Annotated in this window: 25 protein-coding genes; 11 read left to right on the top strand and 14 right to left on the bottom strand. The window is 69.6% G+C overall.

From position 1 onward, the window contains the following. Positions 1 to 104: 104 nt before the first annotated feature. The 3 genes from G8A07_RS20925 (at position 105) to G8A07_RS20915 (ending at position 1900) form a co-directional block, all read left to right on the top strand. Positions 105 to 1007, top strand: coding sequence for a LysR family transcriptional regulator (locus tag G8A07_RS20925; protein ID WP_195793893.1), 903 nt, complete (start codon positions 105 to 107; stop codon positions 1005 to 1007). 96 nt (positions 1008 to 1103) lie between these two features. Continuing rightward, positions 1104 to 1598 (top strand): hypothetical protein, encoded by a 495-nt coding sequence (locus tag G8A07_RS20920; RefSeq protein ID WP_195793892.1) that lies wholly within the window; start codon positions 1104 to 1106, stop codon positions 1596 to 1598. A gap of 74 nt (positions 1599 to 1672) precedes the next feature. Then, positions 1673 to 1900 carry a hypothetical protein gene (locus G8A07_RS20915; protein WP_195793891.1) on the top strand — a complete coding sequence of 76 codons (228 nt, stop codon included), beginning with the start codon at positions 1673 to 1675 and terminating at the stop codon, positions 1898 to 1900. A gap of 53 nt (positions 1901 to 1953) precedes the next feature. Here the strand turns inward: G8A07_RS20915 and G8A07_RS20910 are convergent, their stop codons facing one another. From G8A07_RS20910 to hemP, 6 genes are all read right to left on the bottom strand, one after another. Continuing rightward, positions 1954 to 3279 (bottom strand): DUF2325 domain-containing protein, encoded by a 1326-nt coding sequence (locus tag G8A07_RS20910; protein WP_195793890.1) that lies wholly within the window; start codon positions 3277 to 3279, stop codon positions 1954 to 1956. Between the two features lie 57 nt (positions 3280 to 3336). Next, positions 3337 to 4125, bottom strand: coding sequence for an ABC transporter ATP-binding protein (locus G8A07_RS20905; protein ID WP_195793889.1), 789 nt, complete (start codon positions 4123 to 4125; stop codon positions 3337 to 3339). Further along, on the bottom strand, positions 4125 to 5186 hold the full coding sequence (locus G8A07_RS20900) for an iron ABC transporter permease (RefSeq protein ID WP_195793888.1): 1062 nt from the start codon (positions 5184 to 5186) through the stop codon (positions 4125 to 4127). Before G8A07_RS20900 ends, G8A07_RS20905 begins: the two co-directional genes overlap by 1 nt. A gap of 20 nt (positions 5187 to 5206) precedes the next feature. Then, positions 5207 to 6082 (bottom strand): hemin ABC transporter substrate-binding protein, encoded by an 876-nt coding sequence (locus tag G8A07_RS20895; protein WP_195793887.1) that lies wholly within the window; start codon positions 6080 to 6082, stop codon positions 5207 to 5209. Then, positions 6076 to 7173 (bottom strand): hemin-degrading factor, encoded by a 1098-nt coding sequence (locus G8A07_RS20890; RefSeq protein ID WP_195793886.1) that lies wholly within the window; start codon positions 7171 to 7173, stop codon positions 6076 to 6078. Before G8A07_RS20890 ends, G8A07_RS20895 begins: the two co-directional genes overlap by 7 nt. Positions 7174 to 7365: 192 nt before the next feature. Then, positions 7366 to 7587, bottom strand: coding sequence for a hemin uptake protein HemP (hemP, locus tag G8A07_RS20885; RefSeq protein WP_249937082.1), 222 nt, complete (start codon positions 7585 to 7587; stop codon positions 7366 to 7368). Between the two features lie 178 nt (positions 7588 to 7765). Between hemP and bfr the strand changes: the two genes are divergently transcribed. Continuing rightward, positions 7766 to 8245 carry a bacterioferritin gene (bfr, locus tag G8A07_RS20880; RefSeq protein ID WP_195793885.1) on the top strand — a complete coding sequence of 160 codons (480 nt, stop codon included), beginning with the start codon at positions 7766 to 7768 and terminating at the stop codon, positions 8243 to 8245. Positions 8246 to 8385: 140 nt separating this feature from the next. Continuing rightward, complete coding sequence (locus tag G8A07_RS20875) at positions 8386 to 8634, top strand: bacterioferritin-associated ferredoxin (protein WP_195793884.1); 249 nt, start codon at positions 8386 to 8388, stop codon at positions 8632 to 8634. 59 nt (positions 8635 to 8693) lie between these two features. Here G8A07_RS20875 and ureG read toward each other — a convergent pair whose 3' ends face one another. Further along, positions 8694 to 9371, bottom strand: a complete 678-nt coding sequence (gene ureG, locus G8A07_RS20870) for an urease accessory protein UreG (RefSeq protein WP_195793883.1) — start codon at positions 9369 to 9371, stop codon at positions 8694 to 8696. A 47-nt stretch (positions 9372 to 9418) separates the two neighbouring features. Between ureG and G8A07_RS20865 the strand changes: the two genes are divergently transcribed. After that, positions 9419 to 9892, top strand: coding sequence for a GNAT family N-acetyltransferase (locus tag G8A07_RS20865; protein WP_195793882.1), 474 nt, complete (start codon positions 9419 to 9421; stop codon positions 9890 to 9892). 145 nt (positions 9893 to 10037) lie between these two features. On the opposite strand, the gene G8A07_RS20860 is transcribed toward G8A07_RS20865, so the two are convergent. Together G8A07_RS20860 and G8A07_RS20855 are read right to left on the bottom strand one after the other, a co-directional pair. After that, entirely contained in the window at positions 10038 to 10400 is a 363-nt protein-coding gene (locus G8A07_RS20860) for a hypothetical protein (protein WP_195793881.1), read from the bottom strand. An 86-nt stretch (positions 10401 to 10486) separates the two neighbouring features. Continuing rightward, positions 10487 to 11380 (bottom strand): LysR family transcriptional regulator, encoded by an 894-nt coding sequence (locus G8A07_RS20855; protein ID WP_195793880.1) that lies wholly within the window; start codon positions 11378 to 11380, stop codon positions 10487 to 10489. Positions 11381 to 11480: 100 nt separating this feature from the next. Between G8A07_RS20855 and G8A07_RS20850 the strand changes: the two genes are divergently transcribed. The 5 genes from G8A07_RS20850 to G8A07_RS20830 all read left to right on the top strand — a co-directional run bounded on the left by G8A07_RS20850 (position 11481) and on the right by G8A07_RS20830 (position 17213). Continuing rightward, the gene (locus tag G8A07_RS20850; protein ID WP_195793879.1) at positions 11481 to 12449 is read left to right on the top strand and encodes a tripartite tricarboxylate transporter substrate binding protein; all 969 of its coding nucleotides are present in this window, start codon (positions 11481 to 11483) and stop codon (positions 12447 to 12449) included. Between the two features lie 5 nt (positions 12450 to 12454). Beyond that, positions 12455 to 14080: a gamma-glutamyltransferase family protein gene (locus tag G8A07_RS20845; RefSeq protein ID WP_195793878.1), complete on the top strand. Its 1626-nt coding sequence runs from the start codon at positions 12455 to 12457 to the stop codon at positions 14078 to 14080. A 39-nt stretch (positions 14081 to 14119) separates the two neighbouring features. Further along, entirely contained in the window at positions 14120 to 14983 is an 864-nt protein-coding gene (locus tag G8A07_RS20840; RefSeq protein WP_195793877.1) for a GNAT family N-acetyltransferase, read from the top strand. 273 nt (positions 14984 to 15256) lie between these two features. Further along, positions 15257 to 16615 (top strand): MFS transporter, encoded by a 1359-nt coding sequence (locus tag G8A07_RS20835; protein WP_195793876.1) that lies wholly within the window; start codon positions 15257 to 15259, stop codon positions 16613 to 16615. A gap of 16 nt (positions 16616 to 16631) precedes the next feature. Beyond that, positions 16632 to 17213 carry a GNAT family N-acetyltransferase gene (locus tag G8A07_RS20830; RefSeq protein ID WP_195793875.1) on the top strand — a complete coding sequence of 194 codons (582 nt, stop codon included), beginning with the start codon at positions 16632 to 16634 and terminating at the stop codon, positions 17211 to 17213. 3 nt (positions 17214 to 17216) lie between these two features. Here the strand turns inward: G8A07_RS20830 and ugpQ are convergent, their stop codons facing one another. The 5 genes from ugpQ to ugpB all read right to left on the bottom strand — a co-directional run bounded on the left by ugpQ (position 17217) and on the right by ugpB (position 22213). Continuing rightward, positions 17217 to 17954 (bottom strand): glycerophosphodiester phosphodiesterase, encoded by a 738-nt coding sequence (ugpQ, locus tag G8A07_RS20825; protein WP_195793874.1) that lies wholly within the window; start codon positions 17952 to 17954, stop codon positions 17217 to 17219. A 2-nt stretch (positions 17955 to 17956) separates the two neighbouring features. Beyond that, positions 17957 to 19024 (bottom strand): sn-glycerol-3-phosphate import ATP-binding protein UgpC, encoded by a 1068-nt coding sequence (locus G8A07_RS20820; protein ID WP_195793873.1) that lies wholly within the window; start codon positions 19022 to 19024, stop codon positions 17957 to 17959. Positions 19025 to 19058: 34 nt separating this feature from the next. After that, positions 19059 to 19913 carry a sn-glycerol-3-phosphate ABC transporter permease UgpE gene (gene ugpE / locus G8A07_RS20815; protein WP_195793872.1) on the bottom strand — a complete coding sequence of 285 codons (855 nt, stop codon included), beginning with the start codon at positions 19911 to 19913 and terminating at the stop codon, positions 19059 to 19061. A 1-nt stretch (position 19914) separates the two neighbouring features. Beyond that, positions 19915 to 20802 carry a sn-glycerol-3-phosphate ABC transporter permease UgpA gene (gene ugpA, locus G8A07_RS20810; RefSeq protein ID WP_195793871.1) on the bottom strand — a complete coding sequence of 296 codons (888 nt, stop codon included), beginning with the start codon at positions 20800 to 20802 and terminating at the stop codon, positions 19915 to 19917. Positions 20803 to 20899: 97 nt separating this feature from the next. Continuing rightward, a complete protein-coding gene (ugpB, locus tag G8A07_RS20805; protein WP_195793870.1) occupies positions 20900 to 22213 on the bottom strand; it encodes a sn-glycerol-3-phosphate ABC transporter substrate-binding protein UgpB in 1314 nt (437 codons plus the stop codon). Positions 22214 to 22267: the final 54 nt, after the last annotated feature.

Here is a 22267-nt window from a genome sequence, read left to right as displayed (position 1 = left end):
CGCCATGCTCGCGGCGGGCGCGCCGGCGCGCCATTCGCATGTTTGGATCGGGTCTTCCGGAAATCCGAAGCAGCGCCCGGGCCGGGCCGCGGAGAATCGCGGCCATGGAGCTTTACCAACTGCGCACCTTCGTCGCGATCGCCCAGGAGGGCAGCCTGACCCGGGCGGCCGAAACCGTCTTCACCAGCCCGCCGGCCGTCAGCGCCCAGCTGAAGGCGCTGGAGGATGAGCTGGGCGTCAAGCTGTTCGAGCGCAGCGCACGCGGCATGGAGCTGACCGAATCGGGCCGGCGCCTGCTCGACGACGCGCAGCGCACCCTGGCCTCGGCCGGCGAGATGCGCGCGGCCGCGGCCCGGCTGCGCGGCGCCGCCCAGGGCCAGCTGCGCATGGGCATGATCGGCGACCCGCTGCCGCTGCGCCTGGGCGAGGTGCTGCTGCGCCTGGCCGAGCAGCATCCGCAGGTCGGTCTGCAGCTGCAGCAGCTGCTCTCCAGCGCCTCGCTGGCGGCGCTGCGCCGCGGCGAGCTGGACTGCGCCTATGTGATGAGCCACCTGGAGCAGGAGGCCGAGCTCGACTTCCGCCGCCTCGGCCAGGTCGAGCTGGTGGTGGCGCTGCCGCCGGCGCTGGCCGCCGCCCATCCGGGCCTGGACCTGCCGGGCCTGGCCGCGCTGCCCTGGGTCGGCACGCCGCCGGGCTGTTCGCTGCGGCGCTCGCAGCTCGAGCTGTTCGGCAGCGCCGGCCGCGAGCCGCCGCAGGGCGGCGCGACCGCGGACCGCGAGGGCCTGGTGCTGAGCATGGTGGCCAGCGGCATGGGCGCCGGCATCGTGCGCGCCGACCTGGCCGAGCTGGCGCAGCGCCAGGGCCAGCTGGTGATCTGGCCCGGCTGGCGCGGCCATACCTGGCTCTGCTGGGCCGCGCTGCCCGCCGCCCGCGCGGGCCAGGCCGCGCCGGCGCTGGCGGCGCTCAGGGCGGCGGTGCTGGAGGCCTGGGGGCTGCCAGCTGGTTGAGCAGTCATCTCATTCGAGAAAATCGGTGGGCCTCGCAGGCTTCATCGCAAGAGACCTCGTGGCTCCCAACTCCTCACGTCAGCAACTACTCTGCATATGAAGGCATGGCTCGCGACCCTCGCTGCTTCTCTGATTTGCGCAGGTGCCTATGCGCAAGATGAGTCCGTCTATGTCCAGACCCTCAGCTGTGTGGGCGGTCCCTGGGGCTTGAAGCTGCCGGGTGATGCAAGGAAGCTGAGGAAGCTAGGGGGCCTGCTGCGTGAGCAGGCCTTCGAGGTGGAGCACTGGGAGGACTACACGGCAACGCGCAAGACGCTCTACTTCGACGGGCTTGAGCTCGGCATCATCGAGTTCTCCAACGATCCTGCGCGCTTCATGATCACCTACGCCGATCTGAGAAGTTCACGATGGAACCACCTGACGCGCTTCAAGCTCGGCCAGCCGGTTGCTCTGGCGCGGAACACGCTGGGTGCCAGCGCCAGGAATGACAAGGGCTTGGTCAAGACCTACGCGAGCGAGAGCGACAGCCTGCAGTTCGGCGTCTCGGGTGAGGTCGTGACCCGTGTCTCGTACAGCTGCTATTCCGGATGATCGGGTCGTGATGACTGAGCAGATGAAGCATCAATCCGATCCGGCGCCGCATATTCGCCTCGAGGGAGCCCGCCATGTCGCGTGATGACGAGGGCATGTTCTGGTGGCTGCCGCATTTGTGCGCGGCAGTCCTGGGATTCCTTGTCGGGGGCTATCTCATGGCAAGGCTATGGCGCTACGGACCGTACGACGAATGGCTGCTACTTGGCTCGACGATGTCGGGACTGGTTTGCCTGATGCTCTCGTTGTGGCAAGGCCCTCGGTTCTGGTCGGAAGTCCGGCGCTTGTTCGGCAAGGGCTGAAGTCTGAACGTCTGAGCAAGAGGCCGGCGATATCAAGCCTCCTGCAGATCGCCCTATCGCTGGGTCAGGTCTCCATCGACCTCGACAGTCTCAGCGTCCAGTGAACCCAGCGCCCGCTGCAGGCTGCTCGCGCTCGGCTTCTCGACGAAGACGCAGCGCTTGCCGTGACGCTTGCAATGGTCCTTGACGCGCCAGTAGGCGTCGTGGCTGATGCAGCCGGTCTGGCAGATCACCAGGTCGGCCGCGGCCAGGCTGGCGTCCAGCTTGGCCACCGCGTCTTCCTCGCCGCCGTCGTGGTGCAGGAAGCGGCCGCCGGTGCGCTCGATCAGCTGGCGGTAGATCGGCACCACCGCCTGGCGGCCGCCGACGCAGAGCACCGAGCGCTCATGCAGCGCGGGCAGGGTCAGCTCGCCGGCTTCGGACTCGGTGGCCGCCTGCGACAGCTGCTGCTGCGCGCGCGAAAGTTCCTGCTGCAGCTCCTCGGCGCGGCGGCGTTCGCGTTCGGCCTGCTGCTGCGCGGCCAGCAGCGCGCGCTCCATCAGGTGGATGCGCTCCTGCTGGCGGTTGATCTGATCCGCCTGCTCCTGGCGATGGCGCAGGCCCGGCACCGCGGCCTCCAGCTGGGCCAGCTCCTCGCGCAGGCCGGCCAGCAGGGTGTCGCGGCCCAGCAGCTCGCCGCGCAGGCGCAGCCGGTCGGCGCTCAGGGCCTCGATCTGCGCAGCGCGCTCGGCCAGCAGGCGGGTGCTGCGCGACTGTGCCTGGGCCAGCTCGCGGGTCAGGATGCCATGCTCGTCGCTCAGCTCCTCCAGGCGCTGCAGGTCCGCGCGGTTGGCGGCGCCGACCTGGTGCTGCAGCATGTGGATGTCGCGCAGCACCTGCTCCTGTAGCGCGTTGTCGCAGCGCGCATGGGTCAGGGTGGCCCACAGCGCACCGGCCACGTCGGTGCCGGACTGGGCGGCCACCCACCAGCGCGTCAGCGCCTCGGTGGTCTTGTGCTGGGCCGACTGGCGCAGCGCGATCGCGCAGCGCTGGTCCAGCTCGCGCTGCAGAGTCTCGGCGATCGAGGAGCGGCTGCCGCATTCATTGATCGCGCCGCAATGCAGCTCGTAGTCGCCGGCGATCGCCTCGCCGCCCAGGGTCTTGCCGATGCGCCGGCGCAGCACCGGCATCGGCAGGCAGACGCCGATCACCGGGCACAGGGCCTGCGAGGGCAGCTCCCACAGACGCCGGCGGCGCGATCCGCGCGGGTCCGGCGGCACGGCCGGGCCGGCGGCGTGGCTGCCGCGCAGCGGCGCGATGCGGCGCAGCGCCGGCTCGGGTGCGGCGGCCAGCAGCGGCGTGAAGATGTTGCTATTGCTGTTGTTCTTGCTGTCGCACATGCGGAAGTCGCTCCTCGAGGCGAATGGGGTGTGGCGGCGGCCGGATGGATGGAGAGATCAGGCCGCCTGCCGGTAGGGGCTGGCCAGCACGGCCAGGCCCAGCTCGTCGCGCAGCAGGCGCAGACGCATGTCGTAGAGCTGCTCCAGCAGGGGCAGCGCGGCCGGCAGCGCGTCGCAGTCGGCCAGCACGCGGCCGTCCTTGATCAGCCACAGGCGCTCGAAATGGTTCAGCGCCAGGGTCAGGTCATGCAGCACCGCGACCAGCGCATGGCCGCGCTGGCGCGCGAAGTCGGCCATCGCCTGCATCAGCTCCAGCGCCAGGCCCGGGTCCAGCGCGGCCAGCGGCTCGTCGACCAGCAGCAGGCCGCCCTCGGCGTCCCAGGCCTGGGCGAACACGCGCGCCAGCTGCACGCGCGCCTGCTCGCCGCCCGACAGGGTGTCGAAGCGCCGGCCCAGCAGATGCTGGGCCTGGGCCGCGGCCAGCGCCTCGCGCACGATCTGCGGCTGGCGCGCATCGTCCCGGCGCGCGACGCGGCCCAGCGCCACCACCAGCTCCACCGGCAGGCCGAAGGCCACGCCATGGCTTTGCGGCAGCACCGCGCGGCGCTGCGCCAGCGCCGCCGGCGACCAGCTGCTCAGCGGCCGGCCATCCAGCAAGACCTGCCCCTTGGCGGGCGGCGCCTCATTGGCCATCAGCTTCAGCAGGCTGGATTTGCCGGCGCCGCTGGGGCCGAGGATGGCGACACGCTCGCCCGCCTGCAGGTTCAGCGAGAAGGGTCCCAAGGTGCGGCGCCGGTCCAGCGCCAGGGTGGCGCGCTGCAGCTGCATCAGCTTCGTGGCCGTCATCAGGCGCTCCCCATGCGGCGCACCGCGCCGCGCAGCAGCCACAGGAACCAGGGCGCGCCGATGAAAGCGCTGAACACGCCCACCGGCACCTCGGCCGGCACGGCCACGGTGCGGGCCAGCGTGTCGGCCAGCACCAGCAGCAGGGCGCCGGCCAGCATCGCATTGGGCAGCACCTGGCGCTGGTCGGCCCCGGCCAGCTGGCGCGCCAGATGTGGCGCCATCAGGCCGATGAAGGCGATGTTGCCGCACCAGGCCACGGCCAGCGCGGACAGCAGCGCGACGCAGCCGATCGCCTGCAGGCGCAGGCGGCCGACGTCCACGCCGACATGAGCCGCCGCGGCCTCGCCCAGCGCCAGCGCGTTCAGGCGCGGTGCCAGGCGCCAGGCGACCATGCCCAGCAGCGCCAGCGCGAGGGTCATCACGAGCGCCATGGTCCAGCTGGCGCCGGCGATCGAGCCCAGGGTCCAGAAGTTGATCGCGCGCAGCTGCTCGTCGCTGGCGATGAAGCTGCACAGGCCGACGATCGCGAAGGTCAGGGCCTGGATCGCCAGGCCGCACAGCAGCAGCGCGGCGATCGAACCCGGCGCCAGCCAGCGCGCCATGCGCTCCAGCGCGAAGCACACGGCCAGCGCGCCGGCGAAGCCGACCAGCGGCAGCAGCCACAGGCGCCAGCTCGGCGGCAGCGCCAGCTGCAGGCCGGCGAACAGGGTCAGCGAGAGCGCCACCGCGGCCGCGGCACCGCTGGTGACGCCCAGCAGGCCGGGCTCGGCCATCGGGTTGCGGAACAGCGCCTGCGCCAGCGCGCCGGCCAGGCCCAGCGCGGCGCCGACGGCGGCGGCCAGCAGCAGGCGCGGCAGGCGCAGCTGCCACAGCACATGGGCGCCACCGGTCTTGGGATCACTGCTCCAGGGGCCGTTCAGCCAGTCGGCCGCGACGATCGGCACCGCGCCGAGCTGGGCCACCAGCACCAGGGTCAGGGCCAGCGCCAGGCCCAGCAGGGCGGGCCGCGACAGGCGCTGCAGGCCCAGTCCGGCGGGGGCGGGGCGGCTCAGGGTGTTCATCGATCGCGGCTCCGGCTCGCTCAGGCGGCCTTGTGCAGCTGCTCGGCCAGGCGCGCGACCGCCTGCGGCAGGCGCGGGCCGAAGCCCAGCAGCTCCATCGTCTCCAGCGCGATCACGCGGCGCGCGGCGCCGGCCGGGGTCTGGGCCAGGCCCGGCACCTTCAGCAGGCCGGCCACGCCGCCGGCGGTGTCGAGGCCCTGCGAGGTGGCGAGGATCACGTCGGGCGCGGCGGCGATCGCGGCCTCGGGCGTCAGGCCCTTGTAGCCCTTGAAGCCCTGCAGCGCATTGGCGCCGCCGGCATAGGCGATCATCGCATCGGCGCCGGTGTCCTGGCCGCCGATGCGCACCTGGTTCATCGCATGCGACATCACGAACAGCACGCGCGGCGCGGCATGGCCGGCGCGCAGCTTGGCCACCTGCTGCTGGCAGCCTGCCCATTCGGCCTTCAGCCGGGCGAGCAGGGCCTGGGCCTCGGCGGGGTGGCCGAGCAGCTCGCCCAGGCGCAGGCCGCGCTCGACGACGCCCTCGAAACGGTAGTCGGAGCGCAGCACATGCAGCGGCACCCGGGCCGCTTCCAGCTGGCGCAGCACCGGCGGCGGACCGGCCTCCTCGGTGGCGACGATCAGGGTCGGTGCCAGCGACAGCAGGCCCTCGGCCGCCAGGGTGCGGGCATAGCCGACATGGGGCAGCTTGGTTGCGGCCGCCGGGTAGAGCGAGGTGCCGTCGACGCCGACCAGCTGCTCCTGCGCGCCCAGCGCGTAGATCAGCTCGGTCAGCGCGCCGCCGATACTGATGATGCGATGCGCCGGGGCGGCGGCGCGGGCCAGCGGCGCCAGGCCGGCCAGCGCGCCGAGCGCCAGCAGCCGGCGGCGTTGCAGCGGGCTTGCGTTCAGCATGCGGCGGCTTCCGTGCGGCCTTCGACCAGGCTGTCCAGCAGCGAGCGCCAGTCGCAGCGCTCGGCCTGGCCGGGCTTGCGCTCGCCGAACAGCATCGCGATCGTGCGGCCTTCGGCATCGAACAGCTCCAGCGAGCTGACCAGGCCGTCGGTGGTGGGCTTGCGCACCAGCCAGGCGCCGGCGATATGGTCCTCGCGCAGATGCAGGTTGAAGCCCGGGTCCAGCACATTGATCCAGGGCCCCATCACCACGACCTTTTGCACCGGGCCGCTGTGGATCTGGATCATGCCGGGATTGCCGACGAAGACCATGATGGACACACCCTCCTGCGCTGCGCGCTGCAGCAGCTCTAGCGCGCTGCCGGTCGGCAGCGGCTGGACATAGGCCGGGTCGGCCAGGCGCAGCGCCTGGGTGCGCGAGACCCCATGCTTTTTCAGCAGACCGAAGAACTCATGCGTGTCGCGCAGTGAAGCCCAGTCGCGGCGCAGCGCGGCCGCGTCGATCGCGGCATCCGGCCGCTCGGCCGGCTCAGCCCAGGCGGCGCCGGGGCTCAGGCCGGGGGCCTGGTCCTCGGCCAGGAAGTCGGCCACCAGCGCCTCATAGGCGGCCAGGTCGCTGGCGGGCTTCAGGAACACCTTGTGGATCGCGGTGCCGGCGGCATCGAAGAACTGCAGGCTGCGCTGCAGCGCGCCGTCCGACAGGCGCTCCTGCACCGCGAAGCCATGGGCCCAGTGGCTGTAGAAGATGCGCAGGTCGATCGCGCCGGCCAGCACCAGGCCGACCGCGCCCTGGCCGCTGACCTCGCGGTAGCAGCCGACCTTCTCGTGCACGCAGCTCTCGTTGCGGGTCAGCGCCATCACATCGCCCAGCGGCTCCAGCGCGGCGATCAGGCGCTGCCATTCGGGCTTCAGGCGCCGCGCGAGCAGCGGCGATTCGTCGGCGGCGAAGTCGCCCAGATGGGCGGCGAGCAGCTCGCCCTCGGAGATCTGCAGTGCGGCGGCGATGTCGCGATGGCGGGCCTTGCGTGCCTCACGGGCCTCGGTGAAGGCCTGGCGGACGGCGCCGAAGGTCGGCGCGGGGCTGGCTTGCATGGTGGTCGGACTCCTGGGCAGGGCGCGGGCGGCGGGCCGTCCTCGGCGAGGAGCGGCAACAGGCAGGCACGGGCTGGCACAGGGCTGGCTGGTGCGCGGGGCAGGGCGCCCGCGACGGATATGGCGAGATGAGGAAAAGGAAAGTGAGGAAAGCCGGCGCGGGCGGTGGACCGCGCCGCGCCGGGTGAGGACTTATTTGGTCAGGATCAGCTTGCCCAGCGAGGTCAGGCGCAGGCGGTAGATCTGGCCGGAATGTTCGATCTCGACCTCGCGTTCATTGCCCAGCAGGGCCTGGCTGCTGAGCCGGCGGCGCCCAGGCACCGGAGGCGCGACGACGCCCAGGGATGGCATGACCGGCAAGCCGGGCTCGTGCGCCAGGGACTGGCGCGGCAGGGTGTGAGTGGTGGCAGTCATGGATGCATCTTAAATGCGAACTATTCGCAATAGCAATAGGGGCGATGGCCGAATGGGTTTTGCTGATGCCGAACTGCGTCTGCGAACGCTTCGCATGCAATGCGCCGGTGCCGGGTCTTGCCTCGCGTCAAGCGGGGAACGCCGACAATGCGCGGCAGTCCACAACAAGGAGAAGGAAATGAAGGGCGATCCCAAGGTCTTGGAATATCTGAATGCGCAGCTGAAGAACGAGCTGACCGCGATCAACCAGTATTTCCTGCACTACCGCATGCTGAAGAACTGGGGCTTCGAGCGCCTGGCCAAGCATGAGTACCAGGAGTCGATCGAGGAGATGAAGCATGCGGACCGCCTGATGGACCGCATCCTGCAGATCGAGGGCCTGCCGAACCTGCAGGACCTGGGCAAGCTCTTCATCGGCGAGTCGGCCGTGGAGATCCTGAGCTGCGACCTGAAGATCGAGGCCGGTTCTCATGGCCTGCTGAAGGAAGCCATCGCCTACTGCGAGAGCGTGCGCGACTATGTCTCGCGCGAGCTGCTGGAAGACATCCTCACCGACACCGAGGAGCATATCGACCACCTGGAGACCCAGATCGAGCTGGTCAAGCAGCTGGGCGAGCAGAACTGGCTGCAGACCCAGATGGGCGGCGCCGACAGCTGATCCGCCCCTCAATGCCCCGCGGCGAAAGTCAGACGCACCGCGGGGTTATTGTTGCGAACATGATTGAGAAGGGTTCGCATTTGCGCTAGAGTTGGGCCCGTGCCGGCGTCTCAGGCCGGCCTTTATAGCCTCTAGCGTCCATGATCGTCTGCCTCTGCCACCGTGTGTCCGACCGCGATATCCGCCACGCCGTGGACGCCGGCATCCGCAATTTCGACGTGCTGCAGGATGAAACCCGGGTCGCCTCGGCCTGCGGCTGCTGCCACGATTGCGCCCGCGAGGTGTTCGATGCCGCGGTGGGCAGCAAGCACGGTGCCTGCCCGGGGCTGTGCCATATCGACAATGCCGCCGGCACTGCCATGCAGACCATCGCGCTGGTGAAGGCCTGAGCGCGCCTCTCCGCGCTTTTTCGACCACTGGCCGGGATATCCTCCCGGCCTTTGTCATTTCAGAGCGCCTGCAGCAGGCCCTTGGTCTCGATGAAGGCGATCACCTGGTCCAGCCCGGCGCCGGTCTTCAGATTGCTCATCACGAAGGGGCGGGTGGGGCGCATGCGCCGGGTGTCGGCCTCCATGATCTCCAGGTTCGCGCCGACATGGGGCGCCAGGTCGGTCTTGTTGATCACGAACAGGTCGCTCTTGGTGATGCCGGGGCCGCCCTTGCGCGGGATCTTCTCGCCGGCTGCGACGTCGATCACATAGATCGTCAGGTCCGACAGCTCGGGGCTGAAGGTGGCGGCCAGGTTGTCGCCGCCGCTCTCGACGAAGACGATGTCGGCGTTCGGAAACTTCTCCAGCATGCGATCGACCGCCTCGAGATTGATCGAGCAGTCCTCGCGGATCGCGGTATGCGGGCAGCCACCGGTCTCGACGCCGATGATGCGCTCGGGCTCCAGCGCGCCGGCTACGGTCAAGAGGCGCTGGTCCTCCTTGGTGTAGATGTCGTTGGTGACGACCACCAGGTCGTAGCGCGTGCGCAGGGTCTTGCACAGCACCTCGACCAGGGTGGTCTTGCCGGAGCCGACCGGCCCGCCGACGCCGACCCGCAGCGGCGGCAGTTTTTTGCTGCGGCCAGGGATGCTGTGCAGCGGGGATGATGCGGGTGATGAGGACTGGGGATTGCTCATGGCCTGTGTCAGTATCGGGACCCCTCGACACAAGCAAGCATAGTGCCATGAGCGAGTTCGCCATCCGGCGCGCCGGCCCCGACGATGCCGCGACGCTGGCCGCGCTCTACCTGGCCGCCCGTCGGACGCATCTGCCCTTCGCGCCGCTGGCGCATCGCGATGAAGAGGTGCGGCAATGGATCGCCGCCCAGCTGATCCCGGCCGGGCGCAGCTGGCTGATCGAGGCCGAGCCGGGCCGGCCGTTGGGCCTGCTGAGCGATTCGGTCGATGCGGCGGGCATGGGCTGGATCGACCAGCTGTACCTGGACCCGGCGCGGGTCGGGCGGGGCTTGGGCCGCGCCTTGCTGCTGCATGCGCTGCAGCGGCTGCCGCGCCCGCTGCGGCTCTACACCTTCCAGGCCAATATGGGTGCGCGGCGCTTCTACGAGCGCCATGGCTTCGTCGTGCTGCGCGAGGGGGATGGCGCGGACAACGAGGAGCGTTGTCCGGATCTGCTGATGGAGCTGGGGGGCGATGCGTGAGCCGGTGGCCGTCGGGATGAACGCGGGAGAGGGATGGCCCCCGGTTCACGCACTACAAACGAGATCGCCGCAAGGGGCTCGAGCCCTTGCGGCGGCGTCATCGCGCTGGCGATGATGTGTCAGCGAACTGGTGTGATCAAAGAGCTCAGGACTTCGGCTTGGCCTCGGCCTTCACCTCGGTGGCAGCCTTGGCGGCCGGCGTGGCGGCGGTGGCTTCCTTCGCGGGAGCGGCGGCCTCCTTGGCGGCGTCCTTCGCGGCGGGCTTGTGCGCGGCGTGCTTGGCGCCGTGAGCCTTGCCGGCATGCTTGGCGTCGACCTTCGCGTCAGCCTTCACTTCGGCCTTGGTTTCAGCCTTGGCATCGGCCTTCACCTCGGCCTTGGCCTCGACCTTCGCGGGTGCGGCCGGTGCGGCGGTGGTGGCGGTCGCCGCGGCGGGCGTCTGGGCCAGGGCGACACCGGCGGACAGGGCCAGCAGAGCGGGGATCAGGGCGGTCTTCAGTGCGTTCATCTGGATCTCTCCAAGTGGGTGAAAGGTACGCACACAACGAGGCCCTGCAGGGCCGCGTTGACGCCGCCATGGGGTGTTGCAATGCCTTACACCTGATCGAACTGGCGCGCGATCGCCTCGGTCAGCGGGCCGCGCACCGCGCGCCGGTACAGCAGGCCGACGCTGCGCGTCAGCGCCGGCTCGGGCAAGGCGATCACGCGCAGGGTCAGGTCTTGCTCCCAGCGGGCGCGGCGCAGCCGCGGCAGCAGCGCGACGCCCACCTGCTGCCGCACCAGCTCGGCCAGCGCCTCGATCGAGTTCAGCTCCAGGAACTCCTGCACCGGGGTCTTGCTCAGGCGGCGCAGCGCCTGCTCGACCAGCGCGCCGGTGCGCTCGTTGCGGTCGAAGCGCAGAAAGGGCAGCTCGGCCAGCAACTGCGCGGCGCTGCGCCGCGGCCTGGCGCCGGCCGGTGCCAGCAACACCAGCGGCTCCTCGTACAGCGGGCTCCAGCCCAGCCCGGCGGGCACGCGGCCCGGGCCGCGCACCAGCACCGCGGCATCGAGCGCGCCGGCCTCGACCATCGTGGCCAGCTCGCCCGACTTGGCCGACACCAGCTTCAGCTCCAGCCCGGTGTGCGCCTGCTTCAGCGCGACCACCGCATGGGCCAGCGGCGCCACCGCCGACACCACCGCGCCGATGCGATAGGCGCCGGCCATCGGATCGGCGCGCTGCGCCGCGCCGCGCAGCTCCTCGTGCAGCTGCGCATCCAGCGCCAGCATGCGCTCGGCCCAGGGCAGCAGGGCCTGGCCGGCGGCGTTCAGCTGGGCCGAACGGCCGCCCAGGCCGCCGCGGTCGAACAGCGCGCGCTTCAGCTCGGCCTCCAGATTGCGCATCTGCAGGCTGACCGCGGCCTGGGTCAGCGCGACCTCGGCCGCGCCGGCGGCAAAGGAGCCGCGGCGGGCGACGGCGACGAAGCTCTTGAGCGTGCGCAGGCTGGGCATATGGCGAGGAATGCTTGTGATGTCGGCAAGAAATATTAGCTTTTCTTGTGATGGGGCGCGCCGCACAATGGCCGCACCGTCCTTCCGGGAGCCGCTTCCGATGATCCTGCGCCGCACCCTTGCCTGCCTGCTGCTAGCCAGTCTGAGCCTGGCCGCCCAGGCCCAGGGCTATCCGAACCGGCCGATCCGCCTGGTCGTGCCCTTTCCCGCGGGCGGCGCCACCGACCTGCTGGCGCGGGCGGTCTCGCAGAAGCTCGGCGCCCAGCTGGGCCAGACGATCGTCGTCGACAACAAGGCCGGTGCCGGCGGCAGCCTCGGCTCGCAGGAGGCGGCGAAGGCCGCGCCGGACGGCTACACCCTGCTGCTCGCGACCAGCAGCACCCATGCGATCGGCCCGCACCTGAATCCCAAGCTGGGCTACAAGGTCGAAGAGGACTTCACGCCGGTGGCCCATGTCGCGAACGCGGCCAATGTGGTGCTGGTGACGCCGAGCCTGCCGGTCAAGGACATCAAGGAGCTGATCGCGCTGGCCAAGCTCAGGCCGGGCCAGCTGAACTACGCCTCCAGCGGCAACGGCACCATCGTGCATCTGAGCAGCGAGGCCTTCAAGAGCCAGGCCGGCCTGTTCATCACCCATATCCCCTACCGCGGCACCGCGCTGGCGATTCCCGATCTGGTGGCCGGCAACACCCAGCTGCTGATCGACTCGATCGTCTCGGGCATGCCGCATGTGAAGGACGGGCGCCTGCGGGCGCTGGCCGTCACCGGCAAGACGCGCTCGGCGCTGGCGCCGGAGCTGCCCACCGTGTCGGAGTCCGGTCTGCCCGGCTACGAGTCGGTCACCTGGTTCGGCGTCTATGCGCCTAAGGGCCTGCCGCCGGCCGTCGTCGCCCGGCTCAACGGCGAGCTCAACACCGCGCTGCAATCGGCCGAGGTGCGCGAGCGCCTGGCCAAGCTGGGCGCGGAGGCCGCCAGCGGCACGCCGGCCCAGTTCGCCGCGCTGGTCAAGGCCGACGGCGAGCGCTGGGGCCGCCTGATCCGCGAACGCAAAATCACCCTGGAGCAATGAGCATCATGAATCAAGCCTTCGATTGGAGCAGCGGCTACGCCAGCCAGCGCAGCCCCGTGTTCGCCCGCAACATCGTCTCCACCTCGCATCCGTTGGCCGCCCAGGCCGGTCTGCGCATCCTGGCCCAGGGCGGCAATGCGGTGGATGCCGCGATCGCCACCGCGGCCTGCATGACCCTGGTCGAACCCTGCAGCAACGGCCTGGGCTCGGATGCCTTCGCGATCCTGTGGGACGGAAAGCAGCTGCATGGCCTGAACGCCTCGGGCCGCGCGCCGCAGGCCTGGGATATCGGCTACTTCCGCAAGAAGTACGGCGCCGATGCCAAGAGCCTGCCCAAGCGCGGCTGGGACGCGGTGACCGTGCCGGGCGCGGTGGCCGGCTGGGTGGCCTTGAGCGAACGCTTCGGCAAGCTGCCCTTCGCCGACCTGATGGCGCCCGCGATCGAGATCGCCGAGCGCGGCTACGCGGTGCCGGTGATCGTGCAGCAGAAATGGACCCTGGCCTCCACGGTGGAGGAGCTGGTCTCGCAGCCGGGCTTTGCCGAGGCCTTCCTGCCCAGGGGCCGGGTGCCGAATGTCGGCGAGCTGTTCCAGTTCAAGGCCGCGGCGCGTACCCTGCGCCTGATCGCCGAGACCAAGGGCGAGGCCTTCTATCGCGGCGAGGTGGCCGCGGCCGTCGAGGCCTTCGCCAAGCAGACCGGCGGCGCGATGACCGCGGCCGACTTCGCGGCCTACCGGCCGGAGTGGGTCACCCCGATCAGCCAGGACTATGCCGGCCATACCCTGCACGAGATCCCGCCAAACGGCCAGGGCATCGCGGCGCTGATGGCGCTGGGCATCCTGAAGCATCTGGACGTGGCGCAGCACCCGGTCGACGGCACCGCTTCGCAGCATCTGCAGATCGAGGCGATGAAGCTGGCCTTTGCCGATGTCTACAAATACGTGGCCGAGCCGGCCGCGATGGCGATGACGCCGGCGCAGATGCTGGACCCGGCCTACCTGGCCGAGCGCGCCAAGCTGATCGACATGAAGAAGGCGCAGGACTTCAAGGCCGGCAATCCGGTCAAGGGCGGCACGATCTACCTGACCACGGCCGACGAGAGCGGCATGATGGTCAGCTTCATCCAGAGCAACTACATGGGCTTCGGCTCGGGCCTGGTCGTGCCGGGCTATGGCGTCTCGCTGCAGAACCGCGGCCATGGCTTCACGCTGGAAGACGGCTACGCCAACCAGGTGGCGCCGGGCAAGCGACCCTTCCACACCATCATCCCGGCCTTCCTGACCAAGGACGGCCAGCCGGTGATGAGCTACGGCGTGATGGGCGGCAATATGCAGCCGCAGGGCCATATGCAGACCCTGATCCGCATGCTGGACTACCAGCAGCATCCGCAGGCCGCCTGCGACGCGCCGCGCTGGCGCTTCAACGAGGGCCTGTCGATCAATGTCGAGCCGAGCATGCGGCCAGACACCATCGCGGGCCTGCGCGCGCTGGGCCACGACATCGGCGACATCCACGACAGCTACCAGGACTTCGGCGCCGGCCAGTTCATCTGGCGCCTGGGCGATCCGGCGGTGGAGGGCTATGTGGCGGCCAGCGATCCGCGCCGCGACGGCGCCGCCGCGGGCTACTGAAGCGGCGGGGAGGAGGCGCGGAGCTGTTAGCGTGTCGGGATGGCGCAGAACCACATCCCCACGCTGGACCCCTCGACCCTCTCGCTCGGCTGGCAGACCGAGCTGATCTTCGCTCGCTTCGACGGGCTGGTGCAGCCGCGGCCGGACTGCCTGGTGATCCGCACGCCGGGCAACCCGCTGTTCTACTGGGGCAACTGCCTGGTGCTGCCGCGGCCGCCGCGGGACGCGGAGCTGGCGCATTGGCTGGACCGCTTCGAGGCCGAGGTGGGCCGGCACACGCGCGAGTCCGGCCATGTGGCGATCGGCTTCGACGCCACCGCACCGCATGAGCCGCTGACGGCCTGGCAGGCCGCCGGCTTCGAGATCTTCGGCACCGCGCAGCTGAGCCTGGAGGCGCCGGCCGAACGGCCCGCGCCGCTGCCGCCGGGCTTTCGCTTCGCGCCGCTGGACCTGGCCCGGCCCGAGCAGCTCGAGGCCGCGGTCGCGCAGCAATGCGCGTCCAACGACATGGGCTACGAGCCGGCCGGCTACCGCCGCCACCGCGAGCGCCAGATGCAGCGCTACGCGGCGATGCAGGCCGCCGGCCTGGGCCATTGGTTCGGCATCTGGTCCGAGGCCGAGGGCGCGCTGGTGGCCGACTGCGGCCTGTTTCGCGACGGCACGACTGGGCTGGGCCGCTTCCAGCATGTGGGCACCCACCCGGACTGGCGCCGGCGCGGCCTGTGCACCGCGCTGATCGATGCGGTCGGCCGTCATGGCCTGCAGCGCCTGGGCCTGGGCACCCTGGTGATGTGCGCCGACCCGGACGATGTGGCGATCGGCATCTACGAATCGCTGGGCTACCGGCGCCGCGGCATGCACTGGGGCGCGCAGCGCCGGCCGGCGCGCGATCAGCGCGCGTGAGTGCGGTGCGCGGGCCGCCCCGCGCTTGTCGAGCCCCGGGCCGGCCTGTAGGATGTGCCGACCCACCGGCAGCACCCCATGACCAAACTCCTCGACCGCACCAGACGCCGCGCCATTCCTTCCATGGCCACCGGGCGCGGTCGCGCGCCGCGTTAGCCGCAAGCCGGCCGGTGCCGCGGCCCCCACGCGCCGCGCCCATCCCGTTCCCATTCCAGGTTCCGTTCTGATCCGCCTCATGAGGGCCGGGTCGACCCCGTCATTTGGAGACCTTCCATGCAAGCCCGGCGCAAGTCCTGGTTTGACCGGTTCGCCGACGCAGTCACGCTCCCCCCGGGCGACCTGCTGCGCGACCTGGTCTACCGCCGCCTGTGGACCTCGATCCTGATCAGCTCGCTGGGCGGGCAGATCACGATGCTGGCGCTGCCGCTGACCGCGGCGGTGCTGCTCGATGCCAGCCCGACCCAGATGGGCCTGCTGACCGCGATGGAGATCGCTCCCTTCGTGTTGTTCTCGCTGCCCTCCGGCGTCTGGCTGGACCGGGTCAAGAAGCTGCCGGTCTATATCTGGGGCGAGACCTGCCTGGCCCTGGTCGTCGCCACCGTGCCGGTGGCAGCCTGGATGGGCTGGCTGTCGATGACCTGGCTCTATGTGGTCGGCTTCGTGCTGGGCACGGTCTACACCACGGCCGGCAGCGCCGCGCAGATCGTGCTGACCCAGGTGGTGGGGCGCGACCGGCTGGTCGAGGCGCATGCGAAGAACGCGCTGGCCTCCTCCGGCGCCGAGGTGGCCGGGCCCGGCATCGCCGGCGCGCTGATCAAGGTGCTGGGCGCGCCGATGGCGCTGGCGGTCGACGCGGCGCTGGTGCTGGTCTCGGCGCTGATCCTGCGCGGCATCAAGGTCAACGAGCAGCTGAGAGTCCATCCCGAGGCCGATTTCTGGCGCGACCTGAAGGCCGGCATCCGCTTCGTGCGCGACAAGCGCCTCTTGATCAGCCTGGCCACGGCCGTCGGCGGCTGGCAGCTCTGCCACAACGCGGCGCTGGTGGTGCAGATCCTGTTCGCGACCCGCACCCTGGGCCTGTCGGGCCAGACCGTGGGCCTGAGCTATGTCGCGCTGGGCGCCGGCACGGTGCTGGCCAGCGTGTTCGGCCATCGCATCAGCCGCCGCCTCGGGCCCGGCCCCTGCCTGGTGACCGGCTTCGGCATCTGCGGCCTGGGCTGGCTGCTGCTGTCGGTGGCGCCGGCGAATGCGCTGGGCATCGCGGCCTTCGCCTTCATGCTGTTCACCTTCGGCATCGGCGCGGTGCTGATCTTCATCAACTTCCTGTCGCTGCGCCAGGCGGTGACGCCGGCGCCGATGCTGGGCCGCATGACCAGCACGATGCGCTGGCTGATCCTGCTGCCGGCGGGGCCCGGCGCGCTGATCGGCGGCTGGCTGGGCGAGCATGTGGGCCTGCGCGCCGCGCTGGCCTTCGCCGGCTGTGGCGCGCTGCTGCTGACCCTGGTGGCCTGGCGCCATGCAACGATCCGCGAGGTGCGCGAGCTGCCCAAGCCCGATGAAGCGACCGAATCGACCCTGGGTGCCGAGGCCATGCCCGGCCGCCCGCCGGCCGAGTTCGTGCCCAACAAATGAGAAGAAGAAGGAAACCATGAGCCAGCCCGATCCCGTCCTGATCCAGGTGCCCGAGCGGATCGTCACCGAACGCCTGGTGATCGCAATGCCGCGCGTCGGCCTGGGCCAGGCGCTGAACGCAGCGATCTGCGAGTCGCTGGAGGAGCTGAAGCCCTGGATGCCCTGGGCCCAGAGCGCGCCCAGCGTCGAGGAGAGCGAGACCGTGGTGCGGCACCAGGTGGCGCGCTTCCTGCTCCGCACCGACCTGGTCTACCAGTTCTACGAGAAGACGCCCGCGGGCGAGGCGGGCCGGCTGCTGGGCGGCAGCGGCCTGCATCGCATGGACTGGCAGGTGCGCCGCTTCGAGATCGGCTACTGGATACGCAGCAGTGCGCAGGGGCGCGGCTATGTCGGCGAGACGGTGCGGGCGCTGGCCGGGATGGCCTTCAGCGAGCTGCGGGCGCGCCGGGTCGAGATCCGCTCGGATGTACTGAACGCACGCAGCCGCGCGGTGGCCGAGCGCTGCGGCTTTGAGCTGGAGGGCATCCTGCGCCGCGATGCGCTGACCCCGACCGGGGAGCCGCGCGACACCTGCGTGTACGCGCGGATCACTGCCTGAAGATCAGGCTGCCGGGGAGAAACGGTCGACGGCGTCGCTGATGATGCCGTCGACGCCATTGCCGATCAGCCATTGGGCCGCGGCGGGGTCGTTGACGGTGTAGACCAGGGCCTTCAGGCCGGCGCCATGCAGGCGCTCGACCAGGGCGCGGTCCATCAGCGCGTAGTTCGTGATCACGGCCTGGCAGCCCAGGGCCAGGGCGGTGTCGAGCCAGCCGTCGGTGAGCTTGTCCAGCAGCAGGCCGCGCGGCACCTCGGGCGCGCTCGCCTGCGCGCCCGCCAGGGCCTCGGGCTGGAAGCTGCTGAACAGCGGCAGGCTGCCAGCGCCGGCCCACAGGCGCCGCACCTCGCGGCCGACCACCTCGCCGGTGTGGCGCTCGGTGCCGGGCGTGGGCTTGATCTCGATGTTCAGCGCGAAGCGGTTGGCGAGCACATAGCGCGCCAGCGCATCCAGGCTGGGGATGGGCTCACCGGCATAGGCACGGCTGTGCCAGGCACCGGCGTCGATGCGCGCCAGCTCGGCCCAGGAGCGCTCGCCGGCGATGCCGCGCTCGGGCGTCGTGCGCTGCAGGGTGGCGTCGTGCAGCAGGAAGGGCACGCCGTCGGCGCTCAGCTTCACATCGCACTCGAAGGCGTGCCAGCCATGGCGCGCGCCCTCGCGGAAGGCCGCGAGGGTGTTCTCCGGTGCCAGCTTGCCGGCGCCGCGATGCGCCACCCAGAAGGGCATGGGCCAGGCGCTCATCGTCACTCCACGCGTTTCTTCGTCTGGGTGTCGAACCAGTGCAGCTGCTTGGCGTTGACCTCCAGCATCAGGGTGTCGCCGATCTTGGGCGGGACCAGGGTGCCGTCGATGCGCAGGGTGAAGCTCTCGCTGCCCAGCTTGCCGTAGACCAGGCGCTCGGCGCCCAGCATCTCGATCATCTCGACCTTGAAGGCCCAGCCACTGGCGGCGTTCCAGTGATCGAGGTGTTCGGGGCGCAGGCCGAGGATCAGCTCGCCGTCGCGCGGGGCGGGGGCGGGCAGCTGCAGGGTGACGCCGCCGACCGTGAAGCTGTTGCCCTGGGCCTTGCCGGTCAGCAGGTTCATCGGCGGCGAGCCGATGAAGCCGGCCACGAAGGTGGTGGCGGGACGGTGGTAGACCTCCTCGGGCGTGCCGATCTGCTCCATATAGCCGCCGTTCATCACGATCATGCGCTGGGCCAGGGTCATGGCCTCGACCTGGTCATGCGTGACGAACAGCGAGGTGACGCCCAGCTCGGCGTGCAGCTTCTGGATCTCCAGACGGGTCTGGGCGCGCAGCTTGGCGTCCAGATTGGACAGCGGCTCGTCGAACAGGAAGACCTGCGGGTTGCGCACGATCGCGCGGCCCATCGCGACGCGCTGGCGCTGGCCGCCGGAGAGCTGGCGCGGCTTGCGGTCCAGCAGATGCGCCAGTTCGAGGATCTTGGCGGCCTTGTCGACGCGCGCCTTGATGTCGTCCAGCGGCACCTTCTTGATCTTCAGGCCGTAGGCCATGTTCTCGAACACGCTCATGTGCGGGTAGAGCGCGTAGTTCTGGAACACCATCGCGATGTCGCGCTCGGCCGGCTCGACCTCGTTGACGACGCGCGTGCCGATCGCGATCTCGCCGTCGGAGACCTCTTCCAGCCCGGCCACCATGCGCAGCAGGGTGCTCTTGCCGCAGCCCGAGGGCCCGACGATGACGATGAACTCGCCGTCCTTGATCTCGGCGTTGACGCCGTGGATCACCTGATTGGCCTTGGGGCCGTGGCCATAACGCTTGACCACATTGCGCAGAGAAATGCTTGCCATATTTGTTTGCTCTGTTGTTGCTCTTGTTGTTGTCTTACTTCTCGGTATCGACCAGGCCCTTGACGAACCACTTCTGCATCAGCACCACGATCAGCGCCGGCGGGATCATCGCCAGCAGCGCGGTGGCCATCACGACGTTCCATTCGGTATAGGACTCGCCGGCCACCAGGCGCTTGATGCCCATCACGACCGGGTACATGTCTTCCTGGGTCGTGACCAGCAGCGGCCACAGGTACTGGTTCCAACCGTAGATGAACTGGATCACGAACAGCGCCGCGATGCTGGTGCTGGACAGCGGCAGCAGCACGTCCTTGAAGAAGCGCATCGGGCCGGCGCCGTCCATGCGCGCGGCCTCGACCAGCTCGTCCGGCACCGTCATGAAGAACTGGCGGAACAAGAAGGTGGCGGTGGCCGAGGCGATCAGCGGCACGGTCAGGCCGGCGTAGCTGTTGAGCATGCCCAGATCGGCGACGACCTGGTAGGTCGGGCCGATGCGCACCTCGACCGGCAGCATCAGCGTGACGAAGATGGCCCAGAAGAAGAACTGCTTGAAGGGGAAGCGGAAGTAGACGATCGCGAAGGCCGAGAGCAGCGAGATCGCGATCTTGCCGATCGAGATCACCAGCGCGCTGATCAGGCTGATCTTCAGCATCGGCAGCGCCGGCGGGATCTTGCCGCCGGCGCTGGTCTCGCCGCCGAACAGGGCGAGCTTCCAGGTCTCCAGCATATGGTCGCCGGGGATCAGCGAGAGCGGGCGGCTCTGCGCGATCTGCTCGGCGCTCTGCGTGGAGGCGACGAAGGTCAGGTAGACCGGGAAGGCCACGATCAGCACGCCGAGGATCAGCGTCAGATGCGACAGGAAGGTGAGGGCGGGGCGTCGTTCAATCATTTCAGTACTGCACCTTCTTCTCGACGAAACGGAACTGCAGGACGGTGAGCGCGATGACCACCGCCATCAGCACCACCGACTGCGCGGCCGAGCCGCCCAGATCCAGGGCCTTGAAGCCGTCGTAGTAGACCTTGTAGACCAGGATCGCGGTGTCCTTGCCGGGGCCGCCATGGGTGGTGGCGTCAACGATCGCGAAGGTGTCGAAGAAGGCGTAGACGACGTTGATCACCAGCAGGAAGAAGGTGGTGGGCGAGAGCAGCGGGAACACGATGGTCCAGAAGCGCCGCGCCGGGCCGGCGCCGTCGATCGCGGCGGCCTCGATCAGCGATTTCGGGATCGACTGCAGGCCGGCCAGGAAGAACAGGAAGTTGTAGGAGATCTGCTTCCAGACCGCGGCGACCACGATCAGGGTCAGCGCATGCTTGCTGTTGAGCAGGTGGTTCCAGTCCATGCCCAGCGCCTGCAGGGTGTGGGACACGACGCCGATCGAGGGCGCGAACATGAACAGCCACAGCACGCCCGCGACGGCCGGTGCCACCGCATAGGGCCAGATCAGGAGGGTCTTGTAGGCCATCGCGCCCTTGATCACGCGATCGGCCATGACCGCCAGCAGCAGCGCCACCGCCAGGCCGCAGACGGCCACCAGCAGCGAGAACACCGCGGTGATCTTGAACGAGGCGAGGTAGCTCTCGTCATTGAACAGGTTGCGGAAGTTGTCCAGGCCGACGAACTCGGTCGACAGGCCGAAGGCATCCTGCTGCTGCAGCGACTGCAGCAGCGCCTGGCCCGCGGGCCAGAAGAAGAACACGCTGATCACCAGCACCTGGGGGGCGAGCAGCAGCCAGGGCAGCCAGCGCGAGCGGAACAGGACTCGTTTTTCTACGGACATGATGTTGTCCTTTCTAAATGCATCAACCCGCCGCCCGGGTTGACCGGAAGCGGCGGGTCTCTTGGGGCCTCAAGCCCGGTCGGGCTTGAGCGTTGTCTTACTTGTTGGCCTTCTGGAAGCGTTCCAGCTGTTCGTTGCCGCGCTTGATCGCGGCGTCGATGCCTTCCTTGGGCGCCTTCTTGCCGCCCCAGACCTGTTCCATTTCCTCGTCGATGATGGTGCGGATCTGCACGAAGTTGCCCAGACGCACGCCGCGCGACTTGTCGGTGGTCTTGCGGATCATCTGCGTCACGGCCACGTCGGTGCCCGGGTTGGCCTTGTAGAAGCCGCTCTTCTCGGTCAGCTCATAGGCGGCCTTGGTGACCGGCAGATAGCCGGTGCGCTTGTGGCTCTCGGCCGCGACGTCGGCCTTGGCCAGGTAGCTGAAGAAGGCGGCGACGCCCTTGTACTCGGCGGGCTTCTTGCCGGCCATCACCCACAGGCTGGCGCCACCGATCACGGTGTTCTGCGGCGCGCCGGTCACGTCGGGGTAGTAGGGCAGGGGCGCAATGCCGAAGCCGAACTTGGAGTTGCGCTTGACGTTGGCATACAGGCCCGAGCTGCCGGTCATCATCGCGCATTCGCCCGAGACATAGCTGGCGTCGGCGGCGTTGCCGCGGCCCTTGTAGATGAACAGGCCCTGCTTGGCCATGTTGGCCAGGTTCTCGATATGGCGCACATGCAGCGGCGTGTTGAAGTTCAGGCGCGTGTCCAGGCCGCTGAAGCCGTTGTTCTTGCTGGAGAACTCCACGTTGTGCCAGGCCGAGAAGCTCTCGAACTGGGTCCAGCTGACCCAGCTGGTGGTGAACGGGCACTTGTGGCCGGCGGCCTTCAGCTTGGCGGCGGCCAGCGCCACCTCGGGCCAGGTGCTGGGTGCCTTCTCGGGGTCCAGACCGGCGGCCTTGAAGGCATCCTTGTTGTAGTGGAAGACCGTGGTCGAGCTGTTGAAGGGGAAGCTCAGCATCTGGCCGTTCGGGGCGGTGTAGTAGCCGGCCACCGCGGGCACATAGGCGCCCTGGTCGAACTTGACGCCGCCTTCCTTCATCACCTCGGCCACCGGCTTGATCGCGCCCTTGCTGGCCATCATCGTCGCGGTGCCGACCTCGAAGACCTGCAGCACATGCGGTGCATTGCCGGCGCGGAAGGCGGCGATCGCGGCGGTCATCGATTCGTCGTAGGTGCCCTTGAAGGTCGGGACGATCTTGTAGTCCTTCTGGCTGGCGTTGAAGTCCTTGGCCAGGTCGTTGACCCATTCGCCGAGGGCGCCGCCCATCGAGTGCCACCACTGGACCTCGGTCTGGGCCTGCGCGCCGCTGGCGAGACCGGCCACGAGCAGGGCGGTGGCAAGTTGCTGGGACTTGTTCTTGAACATTGTCGGGTGCTCCGTTATTCGACGTAACTCGCGCGCCGGCGAGAGGGGATTTCG

It is taken from the genome of Roseateles sp. DAIF2, from assembly GCF_015624425.1.
Taxonomy (GTDB): Bacteria; Pseudomonadota; Gammaproteobacteria; order Burkholderiales; family Burkholderiaceae_C; genus Kinneretia.
Note: the sequence above shows the minus strand (reverse complement) of the source record. Positions and strands in the feature narration are given on the sequence as shown.

Coding starts and splice junctions, on each gene's coding strand:
- G8A07_RS20835 (WP_195793876.1), top strand. CDS start 15,257: ATGCAAGCCCGGCGCAAGTCCTGGTTTGACCGGTTCGCCGACGCAGTC.
- G8A07_RS20895 (WP_195793887.1), bottom strand. CDS start 6,082: ATGCTGAACGCAAGCCCGCTGCAACGCCGCCGGCTGCTGGCGCTCGGC.
- G8A07_RS20875 (WP_195793884.1), top strand. CDS start 8,386: ATGATCGTCTGCCTCTGCCACCGTGTGTCCGACCGCGATATCCGCCAC.
- ureG (WP_195793883.1), bottom strand. CDS start 9,371: ATGAGCAATCCCCAGTCCTCATCACCCGCATCATCCCCGCTGCACAGC.
- G8A07_RS20865 (WP_195793882.1), top strand. CDS start 9,419: ATGAGCGAGTTCGCCATCCGGCGCGCCGGCCCCGACGATGCCGCGACG.
- G8A07_RS20910 (WP_195793890.1), bottom strand. CDS start 3,279: ATGTGCGACAGCAAGAACAACAGCAATAGCAACATCTTCACGCCGCTG.
- G8A07_RS20845 (WP_195793878.1), top strand. CDS start 12,455: ATGAATCAAGCCTTCGATTGGAGCAGCGGCTACGCCAGCCAGCGCAGC.
- G8A07_RS20905 (WP_195793889.1), bottom strand. CDS start 4,125: ATGACGGCCACGAAGCTGATGCAGCTGCAGCGCGCCACCCTGGCGCTG.
- G8A07_RS20820 (WP_195793873.1), bottom strand. CDS start 19,024: ATGGCAAGCATTTCTCTGCGCAATGTGGTCAAGCGTTATGGCCACGGC.
- G8A07_RS20920 (WP_195793892.1), top strand. CDS start 1,104: ATGAAGGCATGGCTCGCGACCCTCGCTGCTTCTCTGATTTGCGCAGGT.
- G8A07_RS20840 (WP_195793877.1), top strand. CDS start 14,120: ATGGCGCAGAACCACATCCCCACGCTGGACCCCTCGACCCTCTCGCTC.
- G8A07_RS20860 (WP_195793881.1), bottom strand. CDS start 10,400: ATGAACGCACTGAAGACCGCCCTGATCCCCGCTCTGCTGGCCCTGTCC.
- hemP (WP_249937082.1), bottom strand. CDS start 7,587: ATGACTGCCACCACTCACACCCTGCCGCGCCAGTCCCTGGCGCACGAG.
- ugpQ (WP_195793874.1), bottom strand. CDS start 17,954: ATGAGCGCCTGGCCCATGCCCTTCTGGGTGGCGCATCGCGGCGCCGGC.
- ugpE (WP_195793872.1), bottom strand. CDS start 19,913: ATGATTGAACGACGCCCCGCCCTCACCTTCCTGTCGCATCTGACGCTG.
- G8A07_RS20855 (WP_195793880.1), bottom strand. CDS start 11,380: ATGCCCAGCCTGCGCACGCTCAAGAGCTTCGTCGCCGTCGCCCGCCGC.
- G8A07_RS20830 (WP_195793875.1), top strand. CDS start 16,632: ATGAGCCAGCCCGATCCCGTCCTGATCCAGGTGCCCGAGCGGATCGTC.
- G8A07_RS20890 (WP_195793886.1), bottom strand. CDS start 7,173: ATGCAAGCCAGCCCCGCGCCGACCTTCGGCGCCGTCCGCCAGGCCTTC.
- bfr (WP_195793885.1), top strand. CDS start 7,766: ATGAAGGGCGATCCCAAGGTCTTGGAATATCTGAATGCGCAGCTGAAG.
- G8A07_RS20915 (WP_195793891.1), top strand. CDS start 1,673: ATGTCGCGTGATGACGAGGGCATGTTCTGGTGGCTGCCGCATTTGTGC.
- ugpA (WP_195793871.1), bottom strand. CDS start 20,802: ATGTCCGTAGAAAAACGAGTCCTGTTCCGCTCGCGCTGGCTGCCCTGG.
- G8A07_RS20900 (WP_195793888.1), bottom strand. CDS start 5,186: ATGAACACCCTGAGCCGCCCCGCCCCCGCCGGACTGGGCCTGCAGCGC.
- G8A07_RS20925 (WP_195793893.1), top strand. CDS start 105: ATGGAGCTTTACCAACTGCGCACCTTCGTCGCGATCGCCCAGGAGGGC.
- G8A07_RS20850 (WP_195793879.1), top strand. CDS start 11,481: ATGATCCTGCGCCGCACCCTTGCCTGCCTGCTGCTAGCCAGTCTGAGC.
- ugpB (WP_195793870.1), bottom strand. CDS start 22,213: ATGTTCAAGAACAAGTCCCAGCAACTTGCCACCGCCCTGCTCGTGGCC.